General features: G+C 54.3%; 18 protein-coding genes and 2 pseudogenes. 11 read left to right on the top strand and 9 right to left on the bottom strand.

Annotation, left to right across the window (positions count from 1 at the left end; genetic code table 11):
- Window positions 1-99: 99 nt before the first annotated feature.
- The 8 genes from PG888_RS01370 to PG888_RS01405 all read left to right on the top strand — a co-directional run bounded on the left by PG888_RS01370 (window position 100) and on the right by PG888_RS01405 (window position 10,613).
- Entirely contained in the window at window positions 100-2,781 is a 2,682-nt protein-coding gene (locus PG888_RS01370; RefSeq protein WP_270693404.1) for an SLBB domain-containing protein, read from the top strand.
- A gap of 73 nt (window positions 2,782-2,854) precedes the next feature.
- Window positions 2,855-3,811 carry a Wzz/FepE/Etk N-terminal domain-containing protein gene (locus tag PG888_RS01375; RefSeq protein ID WP_270815571.1) on the top strand — a complete coding sequence of 319 codons (957 nt, stop codon included), beginning with the start codon at window positions 2,855-2,857 and terminating at the stop codon, window positions 3,809-3,811.
- Window positions 3,812-3,911: 100 nt separating this feature from the next.
- Entirely contained in the window at window positions 3,912-4,139 is a 228-nt protein-coding gene (gene yjbE, locus PG888_RS01380) for an exopolysaccharide production protein YjbE (protein ID WP_270693406.1), read from the top strand.
- A 90-nt stretch (window positions 4,140-4,229) separates the two neighbouring features.
- The gene (locus tag PG888_RS01385; protein WP_270693407.1) at window positions 4,230-4,901 is read left to right on the top strand and encodes a YjbF family lipoprotein; all 672 of its coding nucleotides are present in this window, start codon (window positions 4,230-4,232) and stop codon (window positions 4,899-4,901) included.
- Complete coding sequence (locus PG888_RS01390) at window positions 4,898-5,644, top strand: capsule biosynthesis GfcC family protein (protein WP_270693408.1); 747 nt, start codon at window positions 4,898-4,900, stop codon at window positions 5,642-5,644. Before PG888_RS01385 ends, PG888_RS01390 begins: the two co-directional genes overlap by 4 nt.
- Window positions 5,641-7,719, top strand: a complete 2,079-nt coding sequence (locus tag PG888_RS01395; protein ID WP_270693409.1) for a YjbH domain-containing protein — start codon at window positions 5,641-5,643, stop codon at window positions 7,717-7,719. The genes PG888_RS01390 and PG888_RS01395 overlap by 4 nt, the downstream gene beginning before the upstream one ends.
- Window positions 7,720-7,841: 122 nt before the next feature.
- On the top strand, window positions 7,842-9,581 hold the full coding sequence (locus tag PG888_RS01400; protein WP_270693410.1) for a PglL family O-oligosaccharyltransferase: 1,740 nt from the start codon (window positions 7,842-7,844) through the stop codon (window positions 9,579-9,581).
- A gap of 621 nt (window positions 9,582-10,202) precedes the next feature.
- Window positions 10,203-10,613 (top strand): H-NS family histone-like protein, encoded by a 411-nt coding sequence (locus PG888_RS01405; RefSeq protein WP_005344269.1) that lies wholly within the window; start codon window positions 10,203-10,205, stop codon window positions 10,611-10,613.
- A gap of 533 nt (window positions 10,614-11,146) precedes the next feature.
- Here PG888_RS01405 and PG888_RS01410 read toward each other — a convergent pair.
- The 8 genes and pseudogenes from PG888_RS01410 to PG888_RS01445 form a co-directional block, all read right to left on the bottom strand.
- A pseudogene (locus PG888_RS01410) lies at window positions 11,147-11,740 on the bottom strand (TolC family protein); the annotation flags it as partial.
- A gap of 69 nt (window positions 11,741-11,809) precedes the next feature.
- A protein-coding gene (locus tag PG888_RS01415; RefSeq protein ID WP_099368947.1) for an IS3-like element ISKpn10 family transposase occupies window positions 11,810-12,897 on the bottom strand; the annotation gives its coding sequence in 2 pieces (ribosomal slippage) (window positions 11,810-12,645 and window positions 12,645-12,897; 1,089 coding nt in all).
- A gap of 72 nt (window positions 12,898-12,969) precedes the next feature.
- Window positions 12,970-13,713 (bottom strand): annotated as a pseudogene (locus PG888_RS01420) (TolC family protein); the annotation flags it as partial.
- Between the two features lie 2 nt (window positions 13,714-13,715).
- The gene (locus PG888_RS01425) at window positions 13,716-15,674 is read right to left on the bottom strand and encodes a MacB family efflux pump subunit (protein WP_270692788.1); all 1,959 of its coding nucleotides are present in this window, start codon (window positions 15,672-15,674) and stop codon (window positions 13,716-13,718) included.
- Entirely contained in the window at window positions 15,671-16,834 is a 1,164-nt protein-coding gene (macA, locus tag PG888_RS01430; RefSeq protein ID WP_042657025.1) for a macrolide transporter subunit MacA, read from the bottom strand. The genes PG888_RS01425 and macA overlap by 4 nt, the downstream gene beginning before the upstream one ends.
- A 250-nt stretch (window positions 16,835-17,084) precedes the next feature.
- Window positions 17,085-17,975, bottom strand: a complete 891-nt coding sequence (locus tag PG888_RS01435; RefSeq protein WP_042657026.1) for a manganese-dependent inorganic pyrophosphatase — start codon at window positions 17,973-17,975, stop codon at window positions 17,085-17,087.
- Window positions 17,976-18,315: 340 nt separating this feature from the next.
- A complete protein-coding gene (recN, locus tag PG888_RS01440) occupies window positions 18,316-19,980 on the bottom strand; it encodes a DNA repair protein RecN (protein ID WP_270692789.1) in 1,665 nt (554 codons plus the stop codon).
- Between the two features lie 161 nt (window positions 19,981-20,141).
- Window positions 20,142-21,455, bottom strand: a complete 1,314-nt coding sequence (locus PG888_RS01445; RefSeq protein ID WP_042657028.1) for a 6-phospho-beta-glucosidase — start codon at window positions 21,453-21,455, stop codon at window positions 20,142-20,144.
- 162 nt (window positions 21,456-21,617) lie between these two features.
- On the opposite strand from PG888_RS01445, the gene PG888_RS01450 reads away from it, so the two are divergent.
- Window positions 21,618-22,550, top strand: a complete 933-nt coding sequence (locus PG888_RS01450) for a LysR substrate-binding domain-containing protein (RefSeq protein ID WP_270692791.1) — start codon at window positions 21,618-21,620, stop codon at window positions 22,548-22,550.
- Here PG888_RS01450 and nadK read toward each other — a convergent pair.
- Window positions 22,547-23,431, bottom strand: a complete 885-nt coding sequence (gene nadK, locus PG888_RS01455; protein ID WP_005338038.1) for an NAD(+) kinase — start codon at window positions 23,429-23,431, stop codon at window positions 22,547-22,549. The genes PG888_RS01450 and nadK overlap by 4 nt on opposite strands.
- A 291-nt stretch (window positions 23,432-23,722) precedes the next feature.
- Here nadK and grpE point away from each other — a divergent pair, with 291 nt between their 5' ends.
- Together grpE and dnaK are read left to right on the top strand one after the other, a co-directional pair.
- Window positions 23,723-24,298, top strand: a complete 576-nt coding sequence (grpE, locus tag PG888_RS01460; RefSeq protein ID WP_005338036.1) for a nucleotide exchange factor GrpE — start codon at window positions 23,723-23,725, stop codon at window positions 24,296-24,298.
- 297 nt (window positions 24,299-24,595) lie between these two features.
- Entirely contained in the window at window positions 24,596-26,524 is a 1,929-nt protein-coding gene (gene dnaK / locus PG888_RS01465) for a molecular chaperone DnaK (protein WP_042058174.1), read from the top strand.
- Window positions 26,525-26,569: the final 45 nt, after the last annotated feature.

Consider the following 26,569-nt stretch of genomic DNA (forward strand, 5'->3'; position numbering starts at 1 on the left):
GTTCTACGGGTGGTCTTAAAGCGTGTATTTTTTGTTATGATGCCGCCCGCTTATGTCGTAGGTGGCATCAACTTTTTGTGTGTGGTGGATTTTATCAAGATGAAACAAAAGAGATTACTTCTCTCTCTGGCTTTGATTGGCTTGCCGCTTATGGCTGCGCCGCAAGTGACGCCTGAGATGATGGCTAAATTTAAACAATTGTCCCCTGCTCAACAGCAGGCGTTGGCTGCACAATATGGTATTGACCCATCTCAGTTGGGGGGCTCATCGACGAAAAGCAGTGTGACCCCGGTCAACAATGCTCCTGTTGCTGCGCCACGTGAAGTCGATTATAGCCAGGCATCCCAGCGTCCTCTCTTGGCTGGTGTAGCACATGAGGGGGAGTTACAACCCTTTGGCTATAACGTGTTTGCCGGTGAACCTTTAACTGATGCACCAGTTGTTGATATGCCTGTTGCTGATGACTATGTGATGGGACCGGGTGACGAGATCCGAGTTCAGCTCTATGGCAAAGAGAATGCAAATTATACGCTGGCTATTGGACGTGAAGGTTTTATCGATTTTCCATCTCTCGGTCCCATTGCTGCAAGTGGTCAAACTTTTCAGCAACTGCGCAGTGAACTGGAAAATCGGATCAAAGAGCAAAAAATTGGTGTAGAGGCATTCATCAGTTTTGGTGCTCTGCGTACCATGCAGGTATTTGTGATGGGTGATGCATATCGTCCCGGCGCCTATAACGTCAATGGTATGGCTACTGTAACCCAGGCTTTGCAGGCCGCGGGTGGTATCGATACCGTTGGGTCACTGCGAAAGATCCAGGTCAAGCGTGCAGGTCAGAAAGTTATAGATGTTGATCTCTACAAGATGTTGGTATGGGGGGATACCAGCCAAGATATCCGTCTGCGCTCTGGTGATACGGTGTTTATCCCAGCCAAAGGGAGTGAGGTGAGTATCGATGGCCTGGTTAAACGCCCTGCTATTTACGAGCTGAGTGGTCCTGCGGCTTTGTCCAATGTTCTGGGACTTGCGGGGGGGATGAAAGCCGCTGCGCTGAAAGAGATTTCGGTGACTCGCTATGGTGAAACCGGGATGCGGGTCTTTAACCTAAACTTGTCAAATCATCATGACCGTCAGTTTATCGTGCGTGATGGCGACAAAATAACAGTCAAGCCCAGCACTACTGAGTACAGTCAGGCTGTAATGGTGAAAGGTGCTGTGGTTCGTGATGGTGCGTTTAGTTATCAGCCAGGTATGCGCATTAGCCGCATTTTGCAAAGTGCTTCACGAGATCTGACATCAGCTGCAGATCTGAATTATGCCCTCGTGGTTCGTGAAGTAGATGCATTACGCAATATCGAAGTATTACAATTCAATTTGGGTCGTGCACTCCAACTCCCAGGGAGTGAAGATGATCTGCGGTTACAGCCTCGTGATCAGGTTCTGATATTTAGTAATTCGGCGCTTGATGGTATAAATAACTCTACTTTTCATGGTGCTAATTCCGGGCGTGACAACCATCGTCAACTGGCATCTACATCTGATAACTCGGTCGTTACCCCTTCTGCCGATCAGCAACAATTGGCGATGCAATTGCAGCAAGAGCAGCGATCTGTCGTTGACTCCAGTACCGGTGCCATGGTTCGGCAAGGAGAATTGACATCAGAAAAAATGACCCTTGCAAAACTGGGGGCTGATACAAGCACCGTTGTGCAAGCAGCTGCCAGTCGCCAGGCGTTACTTGCTCCTGTGATTGAAAAACTGAAAGCTCAGGCTGCTCAAGGAAAACCGGTACAGATTGCTGAAGTGCGTGGTGAAGTGAAGTTTCCGGGAGTGTATCCAATCAGTCGGGTTACCACCACACGTGATCTATTGGTCGCTGCAGGCGGGTTGAATGAGCAGGCAAGTGTTATCGAGCTTTCACGTATTAACGAAGTGGGAGATAGTATATCAATTGAAAATTCGCGCTTGGATCTACCAACAGCCAATCGAGTTTTGGGAGCGCCTCAGGTACAGTCAAAAGACAGTCTGAATGTGTTACCTCATCCGCAATGGCGTGAAGAGGCAACAGTGCAAGTATTTGGTGAGGTGAAGTATCCGGGTACTTACACGGTCCGTCGGGGTGAGAGCCTGCAGGATTTGATCCAGAGAGTGGGCGGTATTACCGCTTATGCTAACCCTAATGGTGCAGTTTTTGCACGTGAAGCGCTGCGTAAACAGGAAGCAGAACGTATAGTGTTGCTGCGTGATGAACTCAAGCAAGAGATTGCGACCATGACACTGCGTCGTCAATCCAGTATTGCAAACTATACCAGCTCACCTGCCGAAGCGATGACGGTAGTTAATCAGCTGGAAAACAGCAAGGCTGTTGGTCGTATGACTATCGATATGCCAGCGATCTTGTCTGGCGACAAGCAGGCTGATGTGATGCTGCAAGATGGCGACAAACTCTATGTGCCTGCATTGCAAAATGTGGTATCCATTCAGGGTATGGTGCAGTTCCCCTCTTCCCATGTTTACGATGGTAACTTGAGTGTTAATGATTACTTGAGCCGTGCTGGAGGGACCAAGAAACAGGCTGATACCGACCGTATCTACGTTATCAAGGCCAATGGTAGTGTGATGCTGCCAGGTGATAGCTGGTTTGGTGGTCGCAAGAGCTTGGAGCCGGGTGATACGATCGTGGTGCCTGTTGATTCTGACTATCTGGATAACCTGAGCATCATGACTTCTGCAACACAGATCCTCTATCAACTGGGTGTCGCATGGAATGCAATCAAGTAATGGCAAAGTTTATTTGATAACCCATTCAGTCAGGTGGTGAAGGCCACCTGACTCTTCTGAGATCTGGTTTGTTATGACACAAGTAAAAGAACACCCTCCCTTGCCAGTAGCAATGAATGGGGGGGAAGATGAAATAGATTTGCGTGAACTGCTCGTGGCGCTTTGGCGTGGTAAGTGGTGGATAGTTGTCAGTACATTGATTGGTGCGGTAATAGCCGTCATTTTTGCAATATCACAGCCAAATATCTATCGCTCAGAGGCCTTGCTCGCACCATCAGCCGAGCAACAAGGAGGGGGACTTGCCGCCATGGCTGCCCAGTTTGGCGGTCTTGCTAGCTTGGCTGGTGTAAATCTCAGTGGTGGTGGTCGGGACAAGACGGCCATTGCGGTTGAAATTGGGAAATCCCGTCAATTCCTAACTCACTTTATCCGTCAACATCAGTTGGAAGTGCCTTTGATGGCTGTTGCCAAAGCAGACAAGGCGACCGGTGAATTGGTGATTGATGAAGCTGTTTACGATGTCACTAGCAATAAATGGATGCGTGAGGTTCCTCCAGGAAAGTCTATTGAACCAACGGATTGGGAGCTGGTTACGGTATTTCGTGAAATTGCCAGTATCAGTCAGGATGCAAAATCAGGATTGGTTACGGTGGCTGTGGAGTACTACTCCCCGGAGTATGCCAAGCAGTGGGTTGACTGGTTGGTAGCTGATCTCAATGAGGCTATGAAATCGCGGGATCAAGCTGATGCGACACGCAACATTAGCTATCTCAAGGCACAACTTGAAAAAACACCAGTCGCAGATATGCAAAAGGTGTTCTACCAGCTGATCGAGGATCAGACCAAAACCTTGATGTTGACGGAAGTGAATCAAGAGTATGTGTTTAAAACCCTTGATCCTGCTGTGGTAGCTGAGGAGAAAGCGAAACCTAAGCGAGCGTTGATAGCCGTATTGGGGACTTTGCTTGGTGGTATGTTAGGCGTTATGATCGTGCTGGTACGGCATGCAATGGGACGTACACGATCGTAATAGATAAAAGGGCTCATCTGAGCGACTTACTCTGGTTTATTGGTTTGTTTCACGATATCCTATTAGTACTTTAAGTCATGTTTAAACAAGGAAACTAGTAATGAAAAAATCAGCGTTGACTTTGGCTGCTTTGTTGGTTCTTTCTTCAAATGCTTTTGCTGCTGAAGAAGCAACAGGGACTGCAGCTGGTTCCACAGCGGGCACCGCGGCTGTTGGTACCACCTCTTTGGTCGCTGTCGGTGTTGGTGCTGCCGTACTGGCAGCGGTTGTTATTTCAGAGGCAAACGACGACTCTACCAGTACTAGCACAACTACTGCTACTAAGTAAGTTGTTTGGTATTTTAATAAGGCTGCCATATTGGCAGCCTTATTTTTGTCACTTTGCAATCATTTTCCAATTCCACTGAGTGACCCGTCTATGTTTCCTCTTCGTTTGTTTATACCTTTGGGAATGTTACTCTTGAGTGGTTGTTCCGCCACCAGTTCAGATACCTATGCAACGCTCCGCTATGCTATTTTGGGGGTAGATGATGTGGAGGTAACCGCTGAAAAGGTGCGAGAATTACCTTATGCCAGCGCCTATCTGCGAGTGGGTGATAATCCACAGGCATTGGTAGTGCTTGCATTTGCAGATCCTGATGGTTCATTGAGCTGGGTGAGCTCTGATAATAAGCTTTTTGTTACCAAGTCAGGTCGACTGCACAAGACGGTGGGTTTGGAAAATGATCTCTATTTAGTGGCATCATCTTGGCCTGATCCATTGCAAAAAATGGTAGATTTACCCGATATATGTTTGAACCTGGATGCTATGTCTTGGCAGTATACTGCCGAATGGGAAAAGGATTATGTGAGTGGATATAACATGCGGACTAAGTTTATATCTACAGTTCCAGAAAAATTGTTAATCCTTGATAAATCACATGATGTTATATTGATTGACGAGTTGGTCAGTGTCGGACAGGTCCAGAACTCTTGGCATAATTACTATTGGTTTGAACCTAGTACAGGCAGAGTATTAAAAAGCCAGCAGCAATTGGGACCGGGCTTGCCGGTGATTGAAATGACAATATTAAAGCCGTTCGCATTATGAAAAAATACCTGATTATCGGTCTCATGCCATTTTTTTCTTTGGCTCAAACTGATGTAAACGTGATTTTTGAGCGTCATGCTACAGCGAAGATTGAGTTGCATGATGGTGCCAGACTTGCAGACCTGTTATTTAATATTCAATTACCTAAGGATATCTATTGGCGTACTGCACAAGTAGCGAATGAAAATACCATAACAGCACTTCGGGCGACTAAAGAACAATTGCTCAAGGATCTTAAAGCACTTCAGATATTTTGGATGCGAGAGGGTGATAAAGGCGCATTGATACAGTCAACTCAGCAGTTACTACAAGAGCTGGATAAAATTCCTGTCAGCGGCCGTTTGTCAATCGCATTAGACCCTGCCAAGTCCAGAATTGACCCGCATGGTAATCCACTATTAAAAGGGCAGTACACCCTTTTCCTTGCTTCAAGGCCCGATTTTATCTACTTCGTGGGGCTGATTAACGGTCGCAGTAAACAACCGCTTCAGCATGGTGCTAGTTTGGCAAGTTATTGGCAAGATTACCGTTTGTTGGCTGGCGCAGCGCAACATGAAGCGTTCCTGATCCAGCCTGACGGTTCTATCAGCCGGGTTCCTGTCGCGAATTGGAACAAGCTGCATCGTGAACCTATGGCGGGAGCAACGCTCTTTGTCGGTTTTGATTCCAAAATTCTTCCAGAGCAATATAAAGATATCAATATTCGTATTGCCAATCTAATTGCTAACCGAGTGCCAGAATGATGCTGCCTAAATTGAAATATATTGCAATCTTTGTTTCAGGGGCTGTTTGTGCTGCGGAGTCTGTTCTTGATCCTTATGGTCCCTCACAAGGTGACTTCGGTGGTGCGGGTCTGCTTCAAATGCCTACCGCACGAATGGCCAAAACAGGTGAGTTCAGTGCTAACTACGTTGATAATGACCAATATCGTCGATGGTCTATCTCTGCGCAGCCATTTGATTGGTTTGAGGCAACGCTGAGATATACTGATGTAAGAACAAAAAAGTACAGTCCCTACGAAAATTTTAGTGGTGATCAAACCTATAAAGACAAAGGGATGGATTTCAAGTTTCGTCTTTGGCAAGAATCTAACTATCTGCCACAAGTGTCACTGGGCTTTAGAGATCTAATGGGTACGGGTCTCTTTGATAGTGAATTTGTGACGGCTAGCAAACGCTATGGCCCTTTTGATTTTACTATCGGTATCGGCTGGGGAAATATGGCCGAACGTGGTAATATTAAAAACCCGTTTTGTGAGTATAAAGATAGCTGGTGTCAAAGGAATAATAGTCACTCCGGTAATGGCGGTAAGTTTGAGTTTGATAGTCTGTTTCGTGGACCAGCAGCTCTCTTTGGTGGAATTGAATATCAAACGCCATGGCTGCCACTCAGGTTAAAGCTGGAATATGATGGCAATGATTATAGCAAGGAGTTCGCTGGCCATATTTATCAAGATTCACCTTGGAATGTCGGGGCTGTGTACCGAGTTTTCGAGAATCTGGATAGCCATCTAAGCTGGCAGAGAGGAAACACCTTGATGTGGGGGGTGACTTTTCGGACTAACTTTAATGATATGAAACCCGCTCATATTGATCAGCCGAGACCCATTTATCAGCCTGATCAAATCCCTGCAACCATGATGGACGTGAAGTGGCAAGCGCTGACTGCCAATTTGAAAGAAAATGCTGGGTGGCAGGATACAGAGTTTTACACAACCACCAATTCTGTGACTGTCATCGGTAAGCAGAGCAAGTATCGTAATAAGAGTGAGGCGATAAAGAGAACCTCTTTGTTAGCAGCAAATTATCTGCCTAGTACGGTTGATGCTCTGAATGTTGTTGAACGTAAGGCGAACTTCCAGTTGCAAGAGACTCGCATCGATCTCCCATCTGTTCGTCGTGCCAATGTGGTACAGGTGTTGGGAGAAGAACAGCATGAAAAATCGACGGTTCAGGCTGCAGGAAAAATTCAGGGAGAATCCATCTATGCATCTGAGCGCAAAGCTTTTTCATACTCTTTTGATCCAGATCTAACGCAATCATTTGGTGGCCCTGAGTCTTTCTATATGTATCAGTTAGGCATTAACGCAAATGCCGATTGGCGTATAAATGAAAACAACAGTTTGCAAGGAACGCTGTTTGTCAATCTGGTGAATAACTACGATGAGTTCAATTATAAAGCGCCTCCTCCAGATGGTGCCGCTTTACCACGAGTTCGTACGTGGATTCGTGAGTATGTAGATTCTTCAAATCTATTACTCAACAACTTGCAGTTAACCCATATGCAACCACTTGCTCAAGATTGGTACGGTCAAGCTTATGGGGGATATTTGGAGATGATGTATGCCGGCGTCGGGAGTGAGGTGCTCTATCGTCCATACGGTAAGACTTGGGCCATTGGCGTTGATGCGAACTGGGTGAAACAGCGAGACTGGAACAATACCCTGAAAATGGCTGATTATGATGTCATGACTGGACATGTGACTGCGTATTGGCAGTTACCATTCATGAGTAATGTCACCGCCAAAGTCTCCGTAGGTCAGTATTTGGCTGGTGACAAAGGAGCTACATTCGACTTATCCAAACGGTTTGATTCGGGCGTTGTCTTGGGGGGGTATGCAACATTTACCAATGTCTCTGCAGACGAGTATGGTGAAGGTAGCTTTACCAAAGGAATTTATGTCACGATACCGTTTGATTTGATGCTGCTCAAGCCAACAACCGCGAAAGGAAGCATTGGATGGGTTCCTTTGACACGGGATGGAGGTCAGATGTTGAGCCGCAAGAATGGTCTTTACGGTTTGACAGAGCTACAGTAATCAAAAGTTGCATAGAGCCGATCTTTTTTCATCAAACAGGGCGAGCAGTTGTAAACTGCTCGCCCTTTTATTACCTACCCAAGATATATGGCAATCTGCAGAAATTATGCTAGGAATGCATGATGATTAAAAACATAAATGGTGTGTTTGGCGTACTCTTTATCGCCTATTGGTTGTTGGGCATGCATTTTTTTATGCACAACCCAGGAGGCGCCGGGCTGTATCTTCCCTTTAACGCATGGGGATGGGTGTTTGCCTCGCTGGCTATTGGATTGGGATTGTGGCAAGTAACGTTACGCCAGCGTCTGCTCTTTTCTCCATTACAAGCGGGCTTATGGATAGGGGTACTCTTGCTACTGCTCCCGATGCTCTATCCAGGTTTTGCACTCAAGGATTATGCTATTCCCCGATTGCTGGGACTTTTTGCTGGCCTACTGTTTTTGTTTGGACTCTATCAATGGCGTTTTGATAAGGCGCAGCGTGATCGCTTGCTCTATCTCATCCTGATTGCGATCGCCATGGAGGCAGTGCTGGGGCTGGTGCAGTTCTACCTTTTAACGCCAGGTAACTGGATTGGCTATGACACCAAGGCCAATCGCCCTTACGGGATCTTTCAACAGCCAAACGTGATGGCGACGTTTATGGCAACTGGCCTTGCCCTTGCTATCTGGCTGGAATTACGCCGAGAGGGTGGTCGATTGCTGATGGCGTTGCGCTATGGCGTCATTCTATCTGCGGCACTTCTGCTCGTTGTTTTGCAATCCCGAGTGGGGCAGTTAGGCGGCCTGCTAGCCCTGTTCTTACTGATGCCTCAGCTTTATCGACAGCGGCTGCTATGGCGGATATTGGGTCTGGTTATTTTGGCTGTAGCGATTGGCCTGTTATCACAATATTGGCTGGCTGGAGCAAAACGAGGATTAGAGATCTATCAGTCCGGTGGTATGCGCTCTATTTACTGGCCTTATGCGGTAAAACTGATTGCACAGGCTCCTTGGAGTGGATGGGGATACGGCAGTTTTGAATCTGTTTTTCTCCATCACTACATGGCTGATAAAGCACGGAGTCCGTCCATGGTGCAGATTGAGTACAATCTTGACCACCCCCACAACGAGTTTCTCTATTGGGCTGTTGAGGGCGGTATTGCACCCATGGTCGGCATGGTGATCATGGGAGGTGCATTATTATGGCGTCTGGCGAGTGTGCGCTGGGTGCATGCCATGGGGCTGCTTGCCTTGGTTACCCCAATATTGCTTCATACCCAGACGGAATACCCTCTCTACCATGCGATCGTGTTATGGTGGCTGTTGCTGACGCTGATTTATATCATCGATACCGAAATTGAGGAGACCAACCTGGCGAGTCAGGGTTTCTCATCATGGTGGGATATGGAGTGCCGCCCATGGCTGTTACTGCGATTTATGGCGATCGCTATCCCGCTGCTGGTCGTTCCCTTTATGCTCACAGCAATTCACACCGCATGGGTAGTCACCAAATATGAACGGGGTGGGTATAAAGAGCCGACCTTGCTACTTGATATCGTCAATCCCATGGCTTGGTTGACCCGAGTCGAGTTTGATGTGAACTCAGTTCGTCTGATGGTGGGCTTGCAGACAAATAACAAGACCGAACTGGAAGCTTATCTGGAGTGGGGGCGGGCATTCGTACGCCATACACCCCGTGCCAACATATACGCCAATATGGTGATCGCGCTTAATGCATTGGGTCGTACAGAGGAAGCCAATGCGATGCGAGCTGAAGCACTTAAGCTCTATCCAACCGAGCCCCTTTTAACTGGGTCTGTTTCACAGGCAGTGATTACTGGTGTTGACCAATCAGGCAAGAATATAACCAAAAATAAATAGTGCTATTTGACTACGTAGAAAGCCAGCCCTTAACAAAGGCTGGCTTTTTTATTACTTGCCTTCTGGATTACCGGCATCTGAACAGCTTGTTTTCTGGTACATGCATCTACAAAACTGGTCACGAAATACATACATTGATAAGTCACAGTGCGATTGCAAGGTTATGATTTATATGTGGTTATCTGTTTTTTGATTGATGGTTTTGCATGCATTGATGGTCAATTGGGGGCATAATCTTCGTCATCGGGCGAACTGTGTGGGATCCTGGTTTGCTCATGGTTAAACGGATAGTCGCAGGCTTACCAAAGGATGTTGAACGTATGGTAGAAATGAGCGCTCAAGGCTTATATAACAGGTCACAGAGTCAGTTTGTTGGATACTGAACTGGAAATTAATGAGTCTTGAAATACCGACTTTTCTTGTGCACAACATGGTAATCAACCTACAACCTCAAAGATCTGCATTTCAGCTTGTTTGTTATTGATAGTGACGCGCACTCGATCTCAATGGTGAAAATTAAGAAAAAAAGAACGTTAATATAGAAAAACTGTATGTTGTCGAGAATTGTCCATGCTATTCTGAAACGGTTATCCCTGTAACCGACTTTTTTGTGAGGAAATAATGAACGAGTTTCTGAAAGTTCTGCTGAACATTCGCAGTCTGCGTGCCGCTATTCGTGAGCTGCCGTTTGAGCAACTGCTGGAAGCTAAAGAGAAGTTTGACCTGGTGTATCAAGAGCGCGCCGACTCTGTTGAACAGGAGCGTGCTGAACAGGAAGAGCGTCAGCGCAAGCTGAATGAATTCACCGAAATGCTGCAGCAGGCTGGTATTGATCCTCGCGAGCTGCTGGCTACTGCTGCTGCTCCGGCTGCTGCAACTGGCGCTGCCAAGAGCAAGCGTGCTCCGCGTCCAGCTAAATACAAATATGAAGAAGATGGCCAGGAAAAAACCTGGACCGGTCAAGGCCGTATGCCGAAAGCCATTGCTGCTCAAGTCGCTCTGGGTAAAGACCTGAACGATTTCCTGATCTAATTCGTCAGGTTCAGAGATTGAATAATGCCGCCCTTGGGCGGCATTATTTTTGCCGTTTTACTCGTGGTTATCCAATCCGACCCTTCGCCCCACTGTTATCAACATCCTCGCTTGTATCCTTTTTAGCATCTTTTCACCGCACTGTTACTTTGCTCAATATCACTCCTTGTTCGCGATTAATTTTGTCCTGCGGCTCACCAGCGCGATATCGCTATTTGTATAGGTCGTGCAGATACGTGTTTCGGAAATGCCTCTCACGATTCACGGGGCACCGCTCGGCAAGAGAAAGTCCTCTGCTGATGGAATATCCGGTAACCGTTATCTCCGAACAGGGAACGTGAGGTACAGAGATCGCCGCAAGGTATGGCCGGGATATTCAGGGTCGCCGATGCATGGAATTGGCTGCGTTGCCATAACTGCCCTTGATGATGAGCAATCGATATCGGCTGCACTGTGAGAGATGAGGCCTGTATGGTGGATGGCGATGATATTTCCCACGTTGCTGGCTGCGTGGGAAATATCCGGGGGAAGCGCTATCGGGGTATCACGCTATCGCTGCCACCCAGGGCTCGATAGATTTTGGCTGTGGTGGTGAGCTGCTCTTTTTGCTGTGCCAGCAGGCTCTGTTGGGCATCCCACAGCCGGTTCTGCTCATCAAGCCAGGCCTGCGCACCGGTAGCTCCCGCCTGGAAGCGAGCCTTGGCCAGCCGCTCGGCCTCCTGGGCATAACTCAGCTGCTCCTGTAGATAATCGAGTCGCTGCTGGCCATAGTGGCGGGCTGCCAGATTGTCTTCCACTTCCACCAGTGCGGTGTAGAGCTGTTTGCGAAACTCGGTTTCGGCAATCTGGTAATCCAGCTCTGAGCTTTCGATGGCGAGCTGGGTGCGGTTGTATTCGAGGAAGGGGAGGGCGAGGCTGGCTCCCAGCGTACCGACCGGATTTTGCAGCACCTGTGCCAGTCGATCGGATGCGGTGCTGGCACTGCCGGTCAGGGTCAGGCTGGGATAGAAGCTGGTACGGATCTCGTCTCCTTTTGCCAGCGTCTTGCGCAGCCGCAATTCGGCCGCTTTGACATCGGGGCGGCGAGCCAGCACATCGGCCGGGATACCCACCGCAAGTTCAGGAATGGTCTGCTTTGCAAGGGAAGCGGGTGCATAGGTAATCCCCCCATTTTTAGGGGCATTCAAAAGTAGAGGTCATGCGGCCTGTGCCAGACGCTGTTTCGGCGTGTAGCCACCCAGCGCCATATTGGGCCGCTCATGGTTATAAACCCACAGCCAGTTCGTGGCAAACTCCTGTAGTTCATTCAGTGACTCAAACAGGTAATGGCCCAGCCAGTCGTAGCGCACCGTGCGGTTAAACCGTTCGATGTAGGCATTCTGCTGCGGATTTCCTGGCTGGATATAGCCCAGGGTTATCCCCTCCTGTTTCGCCCATCGCTTGAGCTCTTCGCTGATGTATTCCGGGCCATTGTCACATCGGATAATGGCGGGCTTACCTCGCCACGTGATCACCTGCTCCAGCGCCCGTTTGACTCGTGAGGCGGGTAAGGAGAAATCCACCTCGATGCACAGCGCTTCACGATTGAAGTCATCGATCACATTAAACAGCCGCACCGAGCGGCCATCGCTGAGCTGGTCATGCATAAAGTCCATCGACCAGCACTGATTAGGCTGGTCGGGAACCGCCAACGGCTCTGGCTTAGCCCGAACCAACCGTTTCCTGGGTTTTATCCGCAGATTGAGCTCCAGCGCCCGATAGATCCGGTATACCCGTTTGTGATTCCAGCCAAAGCCTTGGACGTTGCGCAGGTACAAAAAGCATAACCCGAAGCCCCAGTTGCGCTGGCTGGCCGTGATACGTAGCAGCCAATCGGCAATTTCCTGGTTTTCATCGACCAGCACGGGCTGATAGCGATAGCAGCTTTCACTGACCTTGAAGATCCGGCAAGCCAGACGGATGGATATGGCGTAGTGAGTCACGGCTTTGGTCGCCATCTCCCGGCGGGCAGATGGCGTTACCACTTTTTTGCCATGGCCTCGGTGATGATCTCTGCCTTGAGGCGCTCCTCGGCGTACATCTTCTTGAGGCGGCGGTTTTCGTCCTCCAGCTCCTTGAGTCGAGCCATGAGGGAGGCATCCATCCCCCCGAATTTGGAACGCCACTTGTAGAAGGTGGTCGTGCTGATGCCATGCTCGCGGCAGAGCTCCGGGACGGGAGCTCCAGCCTCAGCTTGTTTGAGGATGGCGATGATCTGGGTATCGCTAAAGCGTGATGTTTTCATGTAGAACCTCCTGCGTTCAAGGTACGGGAAAATTCTACTTATGAGCACCCTGGTTTTTCGGGGGGATTACCCATACTCCAGTGGCCCGCTGCTGCGGCCCAGCAGCAGACGTAGGGCATTGCGAGCTTGCTCCTGCAGCGCCTTGAGGGAGGCCAGCTCAGCCTGTTTGCCTGCCAGTTGCTGGCGTGCCTGCGCCAGATCGAGTCGGGTGATGGCGCCTGCCTGGTATTTGGTTTGGGTCAGCTGCTCGGTTCGCGTCAGGTTGGCCAGCTGCTGTTCTCCGAGTGCGATGGCAGAGCCGAGATAGCCGAGCTGCCAATACTGCTCCAGAGTATTGCCGATCAGCAGGAGTCGGGTGCTGGCGAGATCCTGCTCGCTTGCTGCCGCTTCCCAGCTTGCCTGATCTCGTACCGAGGCAAGCTTGCCCCACAAATCCACTTCGTAACTGAGGCTCAGAGAGGGGCCCAGGCTGTTGGTGGCCTTGCCACTTTTCAGATCCTTGTTGCCAGTTGCGCCTATAGAGCCATTGACCGAGGGGGTGAGGTTGGTATCGGCCAGCTCGGTGCCCAGTCGGGCGCTTTTGAGCTTGAGGGCCGCCACACGCATGTCCGGGTTAGCGGCCAGAACCGCCTCGACCAATTTGTCGAGCTGGGGATCATGAAATGCCCGCCACCAGGGACCAGCCTGCGTAGCCAGTTGGGTGCCCTCTGCCTGTTGCCATGTGGGGGCGATCGCCAGCTCGGGTCTTTGATAGGTGCTGTGCTGACTGCAGCCGCTGAGGGCCATAGAGAGAGCCAGCCAGGAGAGTTTGTGCATCGTTATTCCCTCGCCAGTGCGACAACAGGGTCGAGCCGCGCCGCATTGCGTGCCGGCAGGTAACCAAACAGGATCCTGATGAGTGACGAGCAGCCAAAGGCCATCAGGATGGAGAAGAGCGAGAACTGCATCTTGATGGAGTCCACCAGCAGTGAAAAGAGCGCACCAATGCCTAGCGAGAGGCCGACGCCGAAGATCCCCCCCAGCAGGCTGACCATCACGGCTTCAATCAGGAATTGCTGCAGGATGTCCGACTGGCGGGCGCCCACGGCCATGCGAATGCCGATCTCGCGGGTGCGCTCCACTACCGACACCAGCATGATGTTCATCACGCCCACCCCGCCGACGATCAGCGAGATCACCGCGATGGCCGAGACCATCAGGGTCATGGTAGCGGTGGTTTTCTCCACCGATTTGATGATGCTGTCGCTGCTGAAGGTGAAGAAATCCTTTACCCCGTGGCGCTTGGTGATCAGCTCGATCACCGCCTGCTCGGCCAGTGCCGGTTGTACCCCATCCTTGACCCGAATGGTGATCTGGCTGAAGTGGTGCTGCGAGATGAGGCGACTCATCACCGCGCTGTAGGGCAGCCAGATATTGACCGACTGGCTGGTGGGACCGAAGCCGGTCTCCTGCGAAACCACCCCGACAATCCGTACCGGCAGGGTGCCGACCAGTACTACCTTGCCGACCGGATCATCCTTGCCAAGCAGGCTGGTGATGCTCTTCTTGTCCACCACGGCGACGGCGGCACGCTGCTGGATATCTTGCCACTCCAGTAAGCGACCACTGACCAGCGTCATCCCCTTCACTTTGAAATAGTCGTTACCGACCCCGGTCACGTTGCCGCTGTTGGTCTTGTTGCGATAGCGCAACTGGCCGGAGCTGCCAATCTCGGGGCTGGCGCCCGCAAGATAGGGTTGCCCCAGCAGGGCATCGAGATCCCCCTTGTTGAGGGTCTGGATGCTGGCCATCTTCTCATCGCCCCACCCCTTGCCCGGGAAGATTTCGATGGTGTTGGTGCCCATTGCATTGATCTGGTCGATCACCTTGGCGCGCGCCCCCTGACCAAGGGCAACCACGCTCACCACGGCGGCGATACCGATGATGATGCCGAGCATGGTGAGGAAGGTGCGCATCCGGTGGGCGAGCATGGCATGCATCGCCATGCGTCCCGCTTCCCGATAGCGATCCCAGTCGTGGCCCATGGCGCCTTTATTGGGCGTCACTGTTGTGGTTGGGGCCAACCCGGCCGTTTGGCGCGGGCCGCTATCTTGCTCTACCCGACCATCCTTGAGTGTAATGATCCGGTCGGCATGGCTGGCCACGTCCATATCGTGGGTGACCAGAATGATGGTGTGGCCCTGGGCGTGCAGCTCCTTGAGGATCGCCATCACCTCCTTGCCGCTCTGGCTATCCAGCGCGCCGGTCGGTTCATCGGCGAGGATCACCTCGCCGCCATTGGCCAGCGCCCGGGCGATACTGACCCGCTGCTGCTGACCGCCGGAGAGCTGACCCGGGGTATGGTGGCTGCGATCGCGCAGTCCCAGTCTGTCTAGCAACTGGCGCGCACGCGCCTGGCGATCCGGGCGGCTGGTGCCGGCATAGACGGCGGGGATCTCCACGTTGGCGGCGGCATCGAGATGGGGCAGCAGGTGGTAGCGCTGAAAGATAAAACCGAAGTGATGGCAGCGCAGCCTGGCCAGCGCCAATGCATCCATGGTGGCGGTGTCCTGACCGCGAAACAGATACTGGCCGCTGCTCGGGCTATCCAGACAACCCAGCAGGTTCATCAGGGTCGACTTGCCGGAGCCGGATGCGCCGACAATGGCGATCATCTCTCCTGCCGCGATAGTGAGGTCGAGAGGGTGGAGCACGGTGACTTCGCTGTCGCCGCTCTGGTAGCGTCGCTCGACCCCTTTCAGCTGGATCAACGGCAGCTGGCTCAGGGGCTCACTCATAGCATCACCGCCATCTCATCATTGGCGGCGGGGGCACCGTGATTGAGCTGCACCTCCTCCTTCTCGGTCAGACCGCTGACCACTTCAATGCGGATCTCGTCCTTCATACCGGTCTTGATATGACGGGTTTCGGTTGTCTCATCGTCCTTGATCACGGTGACTTCATACTCGTTGTCGGCCAGCTTTTTGCCAAGGGCAGTTTGCGGCACAGTGAGTACCTGCTTGCGCTCGCCGAGCACTATGGTCACCTGAGTGGTCATTGCCACCCGCAGGGTATGGTCGGGATTGGGCACATCGAACAGGGCGTAATAGTAGACGGCCGCATTATTGGTGGTGGTGCCTGTGGTGGCCTGATCGTTGATGTTGGTAGGCGCTAACTCCACGGCGCGCAGCGTGCCCTGATAGCGGGTATCCGGATCGCCGATCAGGGTGAAGTAGACCGGCATGCCGGTTTTGACCTTGGTGACATCGGCTTCGGAGATCTGCGCCTTGACCGTCATAGTCTCGAGGTTGGCCAGCTTGAGCACGGTCGGCACCGTCTGGCTGGCTGCCAGGGTCTGCCCCTGACGGGTCACAATGCTGATGACGGTGCCATCCATCGGCGCCAGGATCTTGGTGTAGCCCAGCTCGGTCTTGGCCCGATCAACCTTGATCAGGGCGCTGTCGATATTGGCCTGACTGTTTTGCAGTTCGGCGCGGGTGACAGCCAGCAGTGCCTCGGCACTCTCCAGATCGGCCCGGGAGCTCGCCTCCTGCCTGAACATCTGCTGCTGGCGTCGCCAGGCGAGCTCGTTCTGTTTGAGTTGCGCTTGCTTGATCTTGAGCTGGGCGCGGTTGCTGGCGAGCTCCGCCTCGGCTGTCTTGAGGTTGTTCTGGGCAATCAGGGGATCGATCTCGGCCAGCAGGTCTCCCTGTTTAACTTGATCACCGGCCTCAACCGCCAGCTTGGTGACCTGACCGGAGACCTGGGCCCCCACATCCACCTGCTCAACAGCCTGCAATACGCCACTGGCCAGTACGGTCTGGGCAATATCCTCGCGGGTCACCTGAGCGGTCAGCATCGCCTTGGGTGGCTGACTTGGCCAGAGCAGCCAGCCGAGGAGCACCACGGCGATCAGGATGGTGATGGCCAGGGTTCTCTGCTTGCGGGTTATGTTCATCGATCACCTGAATGGAAACGGAAAAGGGTTGTGCGCGGCGATTATCCTGCAGCAAAGCCCGGGTAAATAACAGCCGCAAATATGTAAGAAAAGTTATGGGGTTAACTGTCAATAAGCCGTGAAAGGAATACGCGAGAGAGAGGAGGGGGGCAAGTTGGTCCGTAAGAGGAGAGGGAGTGCGGCTGGTTGCTGTGATGAAAAAAGCCCTGCACAGAGGCTGGGCTTTGGAATAGGTTATGGCGAGTGAGGATCAGGCTTTGGCCAGCAGATCCATCACCCAGGGCAGACCCTGTTTCTTGCGGCTGACAAAGCCCGGGTGGTAGCTGGACTCTGCCGGTACTTTCGGGTGCGCAGTAAAGTAGATGCGGCTGGCGGCAGCCGTCAGGTCAGTCACCATCAGTACGAAGAAGTCGAGCCCTTCGCTCGCCACACGCTGGGTCATCTCCTGCTGCAGCGCCGGCAGTTGCTCGGCCAGTTGCTGTTCGCTGCCCACTTCGATCTGGCTCATGATGAAGTTGTAACCTTCCGCCTGGAACGCTTTCTCATCCTGCTGCAGCAGTTGAGCCGGAGTCAGGCCGCTCAGGTCGGTTTTTGCCATCAGCAGCTGTTGGCCGAACTCGGCCAGCGACACTTCGGCCAGCGGCGCCAGACGCTCACAAGCGATCTTGTCCTGCTCGGTGGTGGTCGGCGAGGTGAGACAGAGTGTGTCGCTCATGATGGCACCCAGCATCAGGCGAGCCTGGCTGCGGGTCACGGTACCTTGCTGACTCAGCAGATCGAAGGCGATGGTGCAGGTGCAGCCGACGGCACGGATCCAGGCATCCAGCGGAGACTGGGTGACCAGAGTGCCGAGACGGTGGTGGTCCACCAGACCCAGTACATTGGCTTGTGCCAGTGTGGCGGGGCCCTGTTCCAGATCACTGAAATCCACCAGCCAGACATCTTCACCGGTCAGATCTTTGGTCAGCAACTCGGGTTCGCTGACGCCAGCCTGCTCCAGAATAAAACGGGTTTCGGTGCGCAGGTCACCCAGACGCCATGGGGTGGCCTGACGGCCCTGGCCATTGAGCCAGTCGGTGATAACCAGCGCACTGCAGATACTGTCGCTATCAGGATTCTTGTGACCAAAAACGTGGATCATAGACAAAGCCTCACAATTGGATACCCATAAAGGGGGGCAACACTATGCGAAATCCGCTGCATGAAGGCAACCGGATCCACGCCCATGTTGCTGCCAGCTTCGCCTAACTCGCCATTTTATTGATCTGGGTCGGTAATCCTGACGCGAGTTCGGTTCTCACTATTGGCTATTGGCTATTGGCTATTGGCTATTGGCTATTGGCTATTGGCTATTGGCTATTGGCTATTGGCTATTTGACTGACTGCGAGGAAAGCGGTACTCGCAGTCAGCATGTTTGGTCACTCCTATTAGTCGCCATCGCTGCAAATCGGCTTTATGGCCTGATTCAGCATGGCCTGATTCAGCGGCGCAGCAGCTCGCGGGCATTGGCCAGGGTGTTGTCGGTGATCTGGTCGCCACCGAGCAGCCGTGCCAGCTCGTTGAGACGGGCATTCTGGTCGAGCGCATCCATCCGGGTTTCGGTGGTTTTGCCGTCGGTATGCTTGCTCACCACCATATGCTGGTGGCCGTTGCCTGCCACCTGCGGCAAGTGAGTGACCACCATCACCTGAGTGGACTCCCCGAGCTGGCGCAGCAGGCGACCTACCACGGCGGCAGTCGGGCCGCTGATCCCCACATCCACCTCATCGAAAATCAGGGTCGGGGTGGAGATCTTGCGGGCACTGATCACCACGATGGCAAGGCTGATACGCGACAGTTCCCCCCCTGACGCTACCTTGCCAAGTGGCTGAATGGGTTGGCCCGGGTTGGTGGTGACCATGAATTCCACCCGATCTATACCCAGTGGGGAGAGGCTGCTCTGGGCATCGGGGCGTACCTCGATGGCAAAACGGCCATCGGGCATTGCCAACTCGTGCATGCTGCTAGTTATCTTGGCGCCCAGCTCCTGGGCGTAACGCTGACGACTCTGGCTCAGGGCTTCGGCAGCCTGGACAAAAGCCTGACGGGCCTCGGCCAGCTCATCCTCCATCCCCTCTAACCGCTCCTCGTCGGAGTTGAGGCGGGCGAGATCGGAGGCCAGCTCCTGATGGTGCTGGGCCAGATCTGCTGGTTTGACGTGGTGCTTGCGGGCCAGATTGATCGCCTTGGAGAGGCGGGCCTCCAGCTCGTTGAAGCGTTCGGGATCCAGCTCCAGCTGATCGAGGTAGCTGCGAAGTTCGCTGTGGCTCTCCTGCACCCCGATCAGGGCTTCGTTCAGCATCTCCAGTACCGGGGTGAGGCGGCTGTCCATGGCGACCAGTCCTTCGGCTCTGTCTACTGCCACTTGCAGCAGACCGGCGATGGTGGTCTCTTCGTTGTCATAAAGCAGATCGAGACAACTGCCGCACTCTTGCATCAGATCAGTGCCGTTGGCGAGACGCTGGTGCTCCTCTTCTATCTGCTCGAACTCCCCCGGCTGCAGGGCAAATTCATCGAGCTCCTGCACCTGATATTCGATGAGCTGGCGGCGGGCTTCCCGCTGTTGCTGCTCGGCTTTGAGCCGGTTCAGCTCGTTTTGCAGCTGGCGCCACAGTTGATAATGCTGGCGCACTTCATTGAGCAGCAGATGGTGACCGGCATAACCGTCGAGCAGGGCGAGCTGGTAATCAGGCTTGAGTAACATCTGATGAGCATGCTGGCCATGGACGTTGACCAGCTGTTGGCCCAGATGCTTGAGCTGGGTAAGGGGGACGGGCACGCCGTTGATATAGCTGCGTGAGCGCCCCTCGGCGGAGATGACTCGCCGGACGATACACTCACCTTCGTTTTCCAGTTCGTTGGTGGCGAGCCAGGCGCGGGCGGCCGGGTTGTTGTCCAGCAAGAAGCGGGCGCTGACCTCGCTTTTGTCGCTATCGGGTCGCACCATGCCGGCTTCGGCCCGCTCTCCGAGGCAGAGACCGAGAGCGTCGATGGCGATGGATTTACCGGCGCCGGTCTCACCGGTGATGCAGGTCATGCCCGGTTGCAGATCGAGTTCGAGAAACTTGACGATGGCGAAGTTGTTGACGGTCAGCTGGGTCAGCATGGTCTCATCCTGTATAGGTCAACATTACTGTGTATGCATCCAGTATATACTGGTCTTATATACAGTAAAGAGGGCGCCGCCATTTTTAACGATAACGGGCCACCAGAGTGGTGACCCACACAGGATAGTGAGGAGAGAGATTGGATACGCTGGGAACGGGATCAGTGGAAGGCCGACATCAGATCCGGATGGGCGGCAATCACCTCATCCAGCGCCTGCTCCAGTCGACTACCGCTGGTGATGAGCGGGTTGAGCACCAGGGCGCGCCAGGCGGTATGGCGGTTGCCAGTGATCGCGGCCTCGATGGTGAGTTGCTCGAACTCCTTCATCAATTGCAGTAGGCGCAAGGTGTCTTGCGGGAAGGGAGCTACGTTGAGCGGGAGCGGACCCGACTTGGTGATGAGGGAGCTGACCTCCACGGCGCACTCGTCCGGCAGACCGTTGATAGCGCCGTTGTTGCGGGTGTTGACGTGCATGATGATGCGCTTGTCGTTGTGGATGGCGCTCATCAGCTTGCACGCCGCTTCCGAATAGTACTGGCCGCCGCGCCCTTCCAGCGCCTTGGGTTTCTCGGCAAGATCCGGGTTGCGATAGAGATCGAACAACTGCTGTTCAATGGCCTTGACCACTTCGCCCCGGGTCCCTTCGCCACTGGCCTCACCGAGTTCTTGCTTGAGGATATCGTCGCTCATGTAGTAGTAGCGCAGATAGGCACAGGGGATCATGCCCAGATTGGCCAGCAGATCCTTTGGCCAGGCAAAGGGGGGAATATTGCGCGGGACCAGCGGATCGGGCCCTTGCGCGAGCAGGGCGATCACCTCGCCGAGTTTATCCTTGCCCTGATGCTGGATCTGGCGCACGAAGATAAAGTGGTTGAGTCCCGCCACCTGCATGATGAACTCCTGCTCATCGCGGCTCTCCAGCAGGGTGGCGACCCCTTTTTGCATGATCACTGGCACGTTGCACAGCCCCACCGCCTTGATCTTGCTGTGGCGCAACACGGCTTCGGTCACCATGCCCGACGGATTGGTGAAGTTGAGCAGCCAGGCATCGGGGCAGAGACGCTCCATGTCGGCGGCGATCTGCAGGGCGATGGGTATGGTCCGGCAGGCGTTGGCAAAGCCGCCAAGTCCGTTGGTCTCTTGTCCAATGAGTCCATATTTCAACGAGATCCGCTCATCGCTGATGCGGGCTTCCAGACAACCGGCGCGAAACTGGGAGCAGACGTAGTCGGCGCCGCGCAGAGCCTCTTCCCGCTCCAGCCGGGTTTCAACCCTGACCGCCAGCCCGGCCTTGGCCAGCATGCGGCGGGTGAGGGCGGCGATGATCTCCATCTTTTCGCGGCCATCGTCGATGTCGACCAGCCACAGCTCGCGCAGCGGCAGCTCGTGCTGACGCTGGATCAGCCCTTCGATCAGCTCCGGGGTATAGCTGGAGCCTGCACCGATGACCACAATCTTGAGTCCGTTTTTCATTGTCCACCTCATGAACAGGGATAGGGTTTGATCCTATTAAAGAGGGGCTGTGGCGGGCAGACAAACGAAAAAAGGGGCGGTATGGATTAGCCTGTTTAATCCATGAGAGTGAATGGCATACTGATGGCCTGCACCGCAACGCGCGTCATCACGAGGTTATCCATGCTGGTACAACAGAATACCCTGGCCCTGCTGCACACCTTCGAGAGCACGGCCCGTCACCTCAGCTTTACTCGCGCTGCCGAGGAGATGAACCTCACTCAGGGGGCCATCAGCCACCGCATTCGCCATCTGGAAGGGCTGTTGGGTTTTCGCCTGTTTATTCGCCTGACTCGTAAGCTCGAATTGACGGAGGAGGGGATGCGACTGCTGGCAACCCTGAGTCACTCTCTGCGCCAGATCAACGAGGAGATCGAAGATATCCGGGCCCAAGATCTGCGAGGGACGCTTCATGTGGGGGTTGCGCCGACGCTTGGGCTTAACTGGCTGATGCCAAGGTTGCCCCGCTTCCAGCAGCGCTGGCCCGGGTTGAACGTGATGATGAGGGTTCGGGCGGGAGCGGTGGATTTCAACGAGGAGCGAGTGGATCTGGCGATCTATTACGGTGCGACTCGCTGCAGTGATCTGCACCGGGAGCTGCTGATGGAGGAGCGTTTGGTGCCGGTCTGCTCCCCCGCCTATGCTGAGCGGCTGGGGTTACTTGCGGATCCGTCCCGGCTGGCGGAGGCCTGTTTTATTCATGCCTCCGAATCGACCGATGTACAGCAGATCTTCTCTGAGTGGCGCCTTTGGTGCGATTGCGCAGACATGACATTGCCCTATGAACAGCGTCACTACGGCTTCAATCACTATCAGATGGCCCTACAAGCGGCGCAAGGGGGCATGGGCGTCGCTATGGGGCGAGAGGTGCTGGTTCGTAACTTGCTGGAGCAGGGCGCGCTGGTAGCGGTAGGTGGCCCGGCGGTGGCGGCCGGGCGCAATTACGAGCTGATCTCGCCGCGGGGAAATCGCGAGCGGCCGCGTTTCCGCGCCTTTAGCGACTGGCTGCGCAGTGAGGCAGCGCTCAGCCAGTCCGGCAGTGAGCTTGCCCTTTAAAACAGCTTGCTGCCCCAGCCGAGCTTGTTGCGCAGCACGTGGAAGTAGCTGTAGTCGAGGGGATGCACCAGATGAAGCTGGTGGTGGCTCTTCTTGATGAGGATCTCGTCCCCCGGGTGGACCGCCAGCGTCACCTGGCCGTCACAGCTGACCTGCATGGCATCGTCCTGATTATCCGGCGAGACCAGCAGCCGCACTTCGCTGTCGGCATCGAGCACGATGGGGCGACTGCTCAGGGTGTGCGGGAACATGGGCACCAGTGTGATGGCGTTGAGTTTGGGGGTGAGGATGGCGCCGCCCGCTGACAGGGAGTAGGCGGTGGAGCCGGTCGGAGTGGCGACAATGATGCCGTCCGAGCGCTGGCTATACATAAAGCTGCCATCGATATAGACCTCGAACTCGATCATGTGGGCGATCTTGCCTGGGTGCAGTACCGCCTCGTTGACCGCCAGATTGCTCGACTTGCGCTCGCCGTGGCGATAGACCGAGGCTTCCAGAAGGAAGCGGTGTTCGCTCTTGTAGTGGCCGGAGAGCACCTGCTCCAGCGGCAGCAGGTAATCTTGTGGCGAGAGATCGGTCAGAAAGCCGAGGTTACCCCGGTTGACCCCGATCACTGCCACATCGAAGCGAGACAGCACCCGCGCCGCCCCCAGCATGTTGCCGTCACCGCCGACCACGATGGCGAGATCGGCCTGCTGGCCCAGTTGCACCAGATCCATCACGTTTTCATCGAGGATGCTCAGGGTCTGGGCGACCCGGCTCTCCACCAGTACCCGAAAGCCGCGGGCGGTCAGGTATTGATGCAGGCCGGTCAGCGTCTGGTTGGCCCCCTCATGGTGGGGTTTGCCAATCAGGGCGATGGTTTTGAACGGAGAATCCATAGTCAGTCAGATCTGGGATGGGTATTGCGGGCCAGTATACAGTGCTTTGCTCCGCTTGTGACGCTCTCCCGTGTGACGGGGCTGGCTATCCCCTTGAGGCTACTGGTTAAACGGTGAGCGGTAACCCGGATAAACCGACGGTTGCGGCTATTCAGCAACCCTGATTGCCCTTTACCCCTTGAAAGCCGGGGATGCATCCCCATAATAGCGCCAACATAGTCGGTCTGTTGTCGTCCGGTCGCTCAACCAGACGTCAGGGCCCTCATAAGTAACCCCGGAATTGGAGATGTCATGAACCACGAAGAGCAAAAGGTTGAAGCGATGGAGCAAGTGGAAGCCCAGCCAGTCGAGCCGACCGATGTAGACAGTGAAGTGACAGCCGAGCAGGCCCGTATTGCCGAACTGGAAGCGCAGCTGGAAACCGCCATCCAAAAAGCGGCGGAAGAGCGTGAACGCGCCCTGCGTACCGCCGCCGAGATGGAGAACCTGCGCCGTCGTACCGAGCTGGATGTGGAGAAGGCGCACAAATTCGCTCTGGAGAAGTTCGCCAATGAACTGCTGCCGGTGCTGGACAACCTTGAGCGTGCCATCGAACTGGCCGACAAGGAGAACGAAGCCCTTAAGCCGATGATCGAAGGTGTCGAGCTGACCCTGAAATCCATGCAGAGCGGCGTGGCCAAGTTTGGTCTGGTGGCGCTCGACCCGATCAACCAGCCGTTTGACCCCAATGCCCATCAGGCGATGAGCATGGTGCCGAGTGCCGATGTGGCCCCGAACACCGTCATTGCAGTGATGCAGAAGGGCTATGACCTCAACGGTCGGGTGATCCGTCCTGCCATGGTGATGATCGCCAAAGCGGTCGACTGATTGGCTGTGGGGGCCCGAGCCCGCCCTGTGGCGGGCTTTTTGTTTCGCAGTGCAGCACCTGTTCATCTTGCCCGGTTTACGGCTCAACGTGACCGCGCAACCATGACAAAGGGTGTGGTTTTTTAGGGTTGGGGCTTGAAGCTGCGTCTGGCGACCCCATATAGGTAGCAAGGCCGCGGCGGCACAAAAAATTTGATGCCGGGAGCTTGAAAGCCAGATTGGCAGCCCCCACCTAGCCGTTAACGCATTAAGGCGAGTTCCTCGCCAGTTTATTCAAAGTATTTGGAGATTCGTCAAATGGGTAAAATCATCGGTATTGACCTGGGTACTACCAACTCCTGCGTCGCTATTCTGGATGGCGACACTGCTCGCGTGATCGAGAACGCAGAAGGCGATCGTACTACTCCGTCCATCATTGCCTATGCCGATGATGGCGAGATCCTGGTTGGTCAGCCGGCCAAGCGTCAGGCCATCACCAACCCGAAAAACACCCTGTTCGCCATCAAGCGTCTGATCGGTCGTCGTTTTGAAGATGAAGAAGTGCAGCGTGACCTGAAAATCATGCCGTACGCCATCGCCAAAGCTGACAACGGCGATGCCTGGGTTGAAGTGAAGGGCAAGAAAATGGCACCGCCGCAGATCTCTGCCGAAGTGCTGAAAAAGATGAAGAAGACCGCCGAAGACTACCTGGGCGAGCCGGTAACCGAAGCAGTTATCACTGTTCCGGCCTACTTCAACGACGCCCAGCGTCAGGCCACCAAGGATGCCGGTCGCATCGCCGGTCTGGATGTAAAACGCATCATCAACGAACCGACTGCAGCTGCTTTCGCTTACGGCGTGAACAAGGTCAAGGGCGAGCGCAAGGTTGCCGTCTATGACTTGGGTGGCGGTACTTTCGATATCTCCATCATCGAGATCGACGAAGTTGAAGGCGAAACCACCTTCGAAGTACTGGCGACCAACGGTAACACCCACCTGGGTGGTGAAGACTTCGACAACCGCGTCATCAACTATCTGGTAGACGAGTTCAAGCGTGAGCAGGGCATCGACCTGCGCAACGACCAGCTGGCTCTGCAGCGTCTGAAAGATGCCGCCGAGAAAGCCAAGATCGAGCTCTCTTCTGCCCAGCAGACCGACGTCAACCTGCCGTACATCACTGCAGATGCCACCGGTCCGAAGCACATGAACATCAAGGTGACCCGCGCCAAGCTGGAATCCCTGGTAGAAGACATGGTGAAGGACTCTCTGGAGCCGGTTCGTGTCGCCCTGAAAGACTCCGGTCTGGCAGTTGGCGAGATCGACGACGTGATCCTGGTTGGTGGTCAGACCCGTATGCCGCTGGTTCAGAAGACCGTTGCCGAGTTCTTTGGCAAAGAGCCGCGTAAAGACGTCAACCCGGACGAAGCCGTGGCCATGGGTGCTGCCATCCAGGGCGCCGTACTGTCCGGTGACAAGACCGACGTACTGCTGCTGGACGTCACCCCGCTCTCCTTAGGTATCGAAACCATGGGTAGCGTGATGACTGCGCTGATCGAGAAGAACACCACCATCCCGACCAAGAAGTCCCAGGTGTTCTCCACTGCCGAAGACAACCAGTCTGCCGTGACCATTCACGTGCTGCAGGGTGAGCGCAAGCGCGCCAGCGACAACAAGTCTCTGGGCCAGTTCAACCTGGAAGGCATCCGTCCGGCACCGCGCGGTCTGCCGCAGATCGAAGTGACCTTCGACATCGATGCCAACGGTATTCTGCACGTCTCTGCGAAAGACAAAGAGACCAACAAAGAGCAGAAGATCACCATCCAGGCCTCCTCTGGTCTGTCTGATGACGAGATCGAGCGCATGGTACGCGAAGCCGAAGCCAACGCGGCCGAGGACAAGAAGTTCGAAGAGCTGGTGCATGCCCGCAACCAGGCTGACGGTCTGGTCCACTCCGTACGCAAGCAGATCACCGAAGCCGGTGAAGCCCTGCCTGCCGACGAGAAGAGCAAGATCGAAGCCGCGGTGAGCGAGCTGGAAGCGGCCCTCAAGGGTGACGACAAGGCTGCCATCGAAGCCAAACAGCAGGCTCTGCTGGAAGCGTCCCAGAAGCTGATGGAAATTGCCCAGCAGCAGGCTCAGGCCCAGGGCGCAGCCGGTGCTGATGCCGGTCAGTCCTCCTCTTCTGCCAAGGCTGACGACGACGTAGTCGACGCCGAGTTCGAAGAAGTGAAAGACGACAAGAAGTAAGCCCTACCCAGATGGGCGAAGTCCGCTTCGCCCATCGGCTTGGTC

Origin of the sequence: Aeromonas sp. QDB23, from assembly GCF_027707745.1 — a bacterium.
GTDB lineage: Bacteria > Pseudomonadota > Gammaproteobacteria > Enterobacterales > Aeromonadaceae > Aeromonas > Aeromonas allosaccharophila.

Excerpts from the sequence above, each read along its gene's own strand:
- PG888_RS01370 (WP_270693404.1), top strand. The coding sequence starts at position 100 with ATGAAACAAAAGAGATTACTTCTCTCTCTGGCTTTGATTGGCTTGCCG.
- PG888_RS01375 (WP_270815571.1), top strand. The coding sequence starts at position 2,855 with ATGACACAAGTAAAAGAACACCCTCCCTTGCCAGTAGCAATGAATGGG.
- yjbE (WP_270693406.1), top strand. The coding sequence starts at position 3,912 with ATGAAAAAATCAGCGTTGACTTTGGCTGCTTTGTTGGTTCTTTCTTCA.
- PG888_RS01385 (WP_270693407.1), top strand. The coding sequence starts at position 4,230 with ATGTTTCCTCTTCGTTTGTTTATACCTTTGGGAATGTTACTCTTGAGT.
- PG888_RS01390 (WP_270693408.1), top strand. The coding sequence starts at position 4,898 with ATGAAAAAATACCTGATTATCGGTCTCATGCCATTTTTTTCTTTGGCT.
- PG888_RS01395 (WP_270693409.1), top strand. The coding sequence starts at position 5,641 with ATGATGCTGCCTAAATTGAAATATATTGCAATCTTTGTTTCAGGGGCT.
- PG888_RS01400 (WP_270693410.1), top strand. The coding sequence starts at position 7,842 with ATGATTAAAAACATAAATGGTGTGTTTGGCGTACTCTTTATCGCCTAT.
- PG888_RS01405 (WP_005344269.1), top strand. The coding sequence starts at position 10,203 with ATGAACGAGTTTCTGAAAGTTCTGCTGAACATTCGCAGTCTGCGTGCC.
- PG888_RS01425 (WP_270692788.1), bottom strand. The coding sequence starts at position 15,674 with ATGAGTGAGCCCCTGAGCCAGCTGCCGTTGATCCAGCTGAAAGGGGTC.
- macA (WP_042657025.1), bottom strand. The coding sequence starts at position 16,834 with ATGAACATAACCCGCAAGCAGAGAACCCTGGCCATCACCATCCTGATC.
- PG888_RS01435 (WP_042657026.1), bottom strand. The coding sequence starts at position 17,975 with ATGATCCACGTTTTTGGTCACAAGAATCCTGATAGCGACAGTATCTGC.
- recN (WP_270692789.1), bottom strand. The coding sequence starts at position 19,980 with ATGCTGACCCAGCTGACCGTCAACAACTTCGCCATCGTCAAGTTTCTC.
- PG888_RS01445 (WP_042657028.1), bottom strand. The coding sequence starts at position 21,455 with ATGAAAAACGGACTCAAGATTGTGGTCATCGGTGCAGGCTCCAGCTAT.
- PG888_RS01450 (WP_270692791.1), top strand. The coding sequence starts at position 21,618 with ATGCTGGTACAACAGAATACCCTGGCCCTGCTGCACACCTTCGAGAGC.
- nadK (WP_005338038.1), bottom strand. The coding sequence starts at position 23,431 with ATGGATTCTCCGTTCAAAACCATCGCCCTGATTGGCAAACCCCACCAT.
- grpE (WP_005338036.1), top strand. The coding sequence starts at position 23,723 with ATGAACCACGAAGAGCAAAAGGTTGAAGCGATGGAGCAAGTGGAAGCC.
- dnaK (WP_042058174.1), top strand. The coding sequence starts at position 24,596 with ATGGGTAAAATCATCGGTATTGACCTGGGTACTACCAACTCCTGCGTC.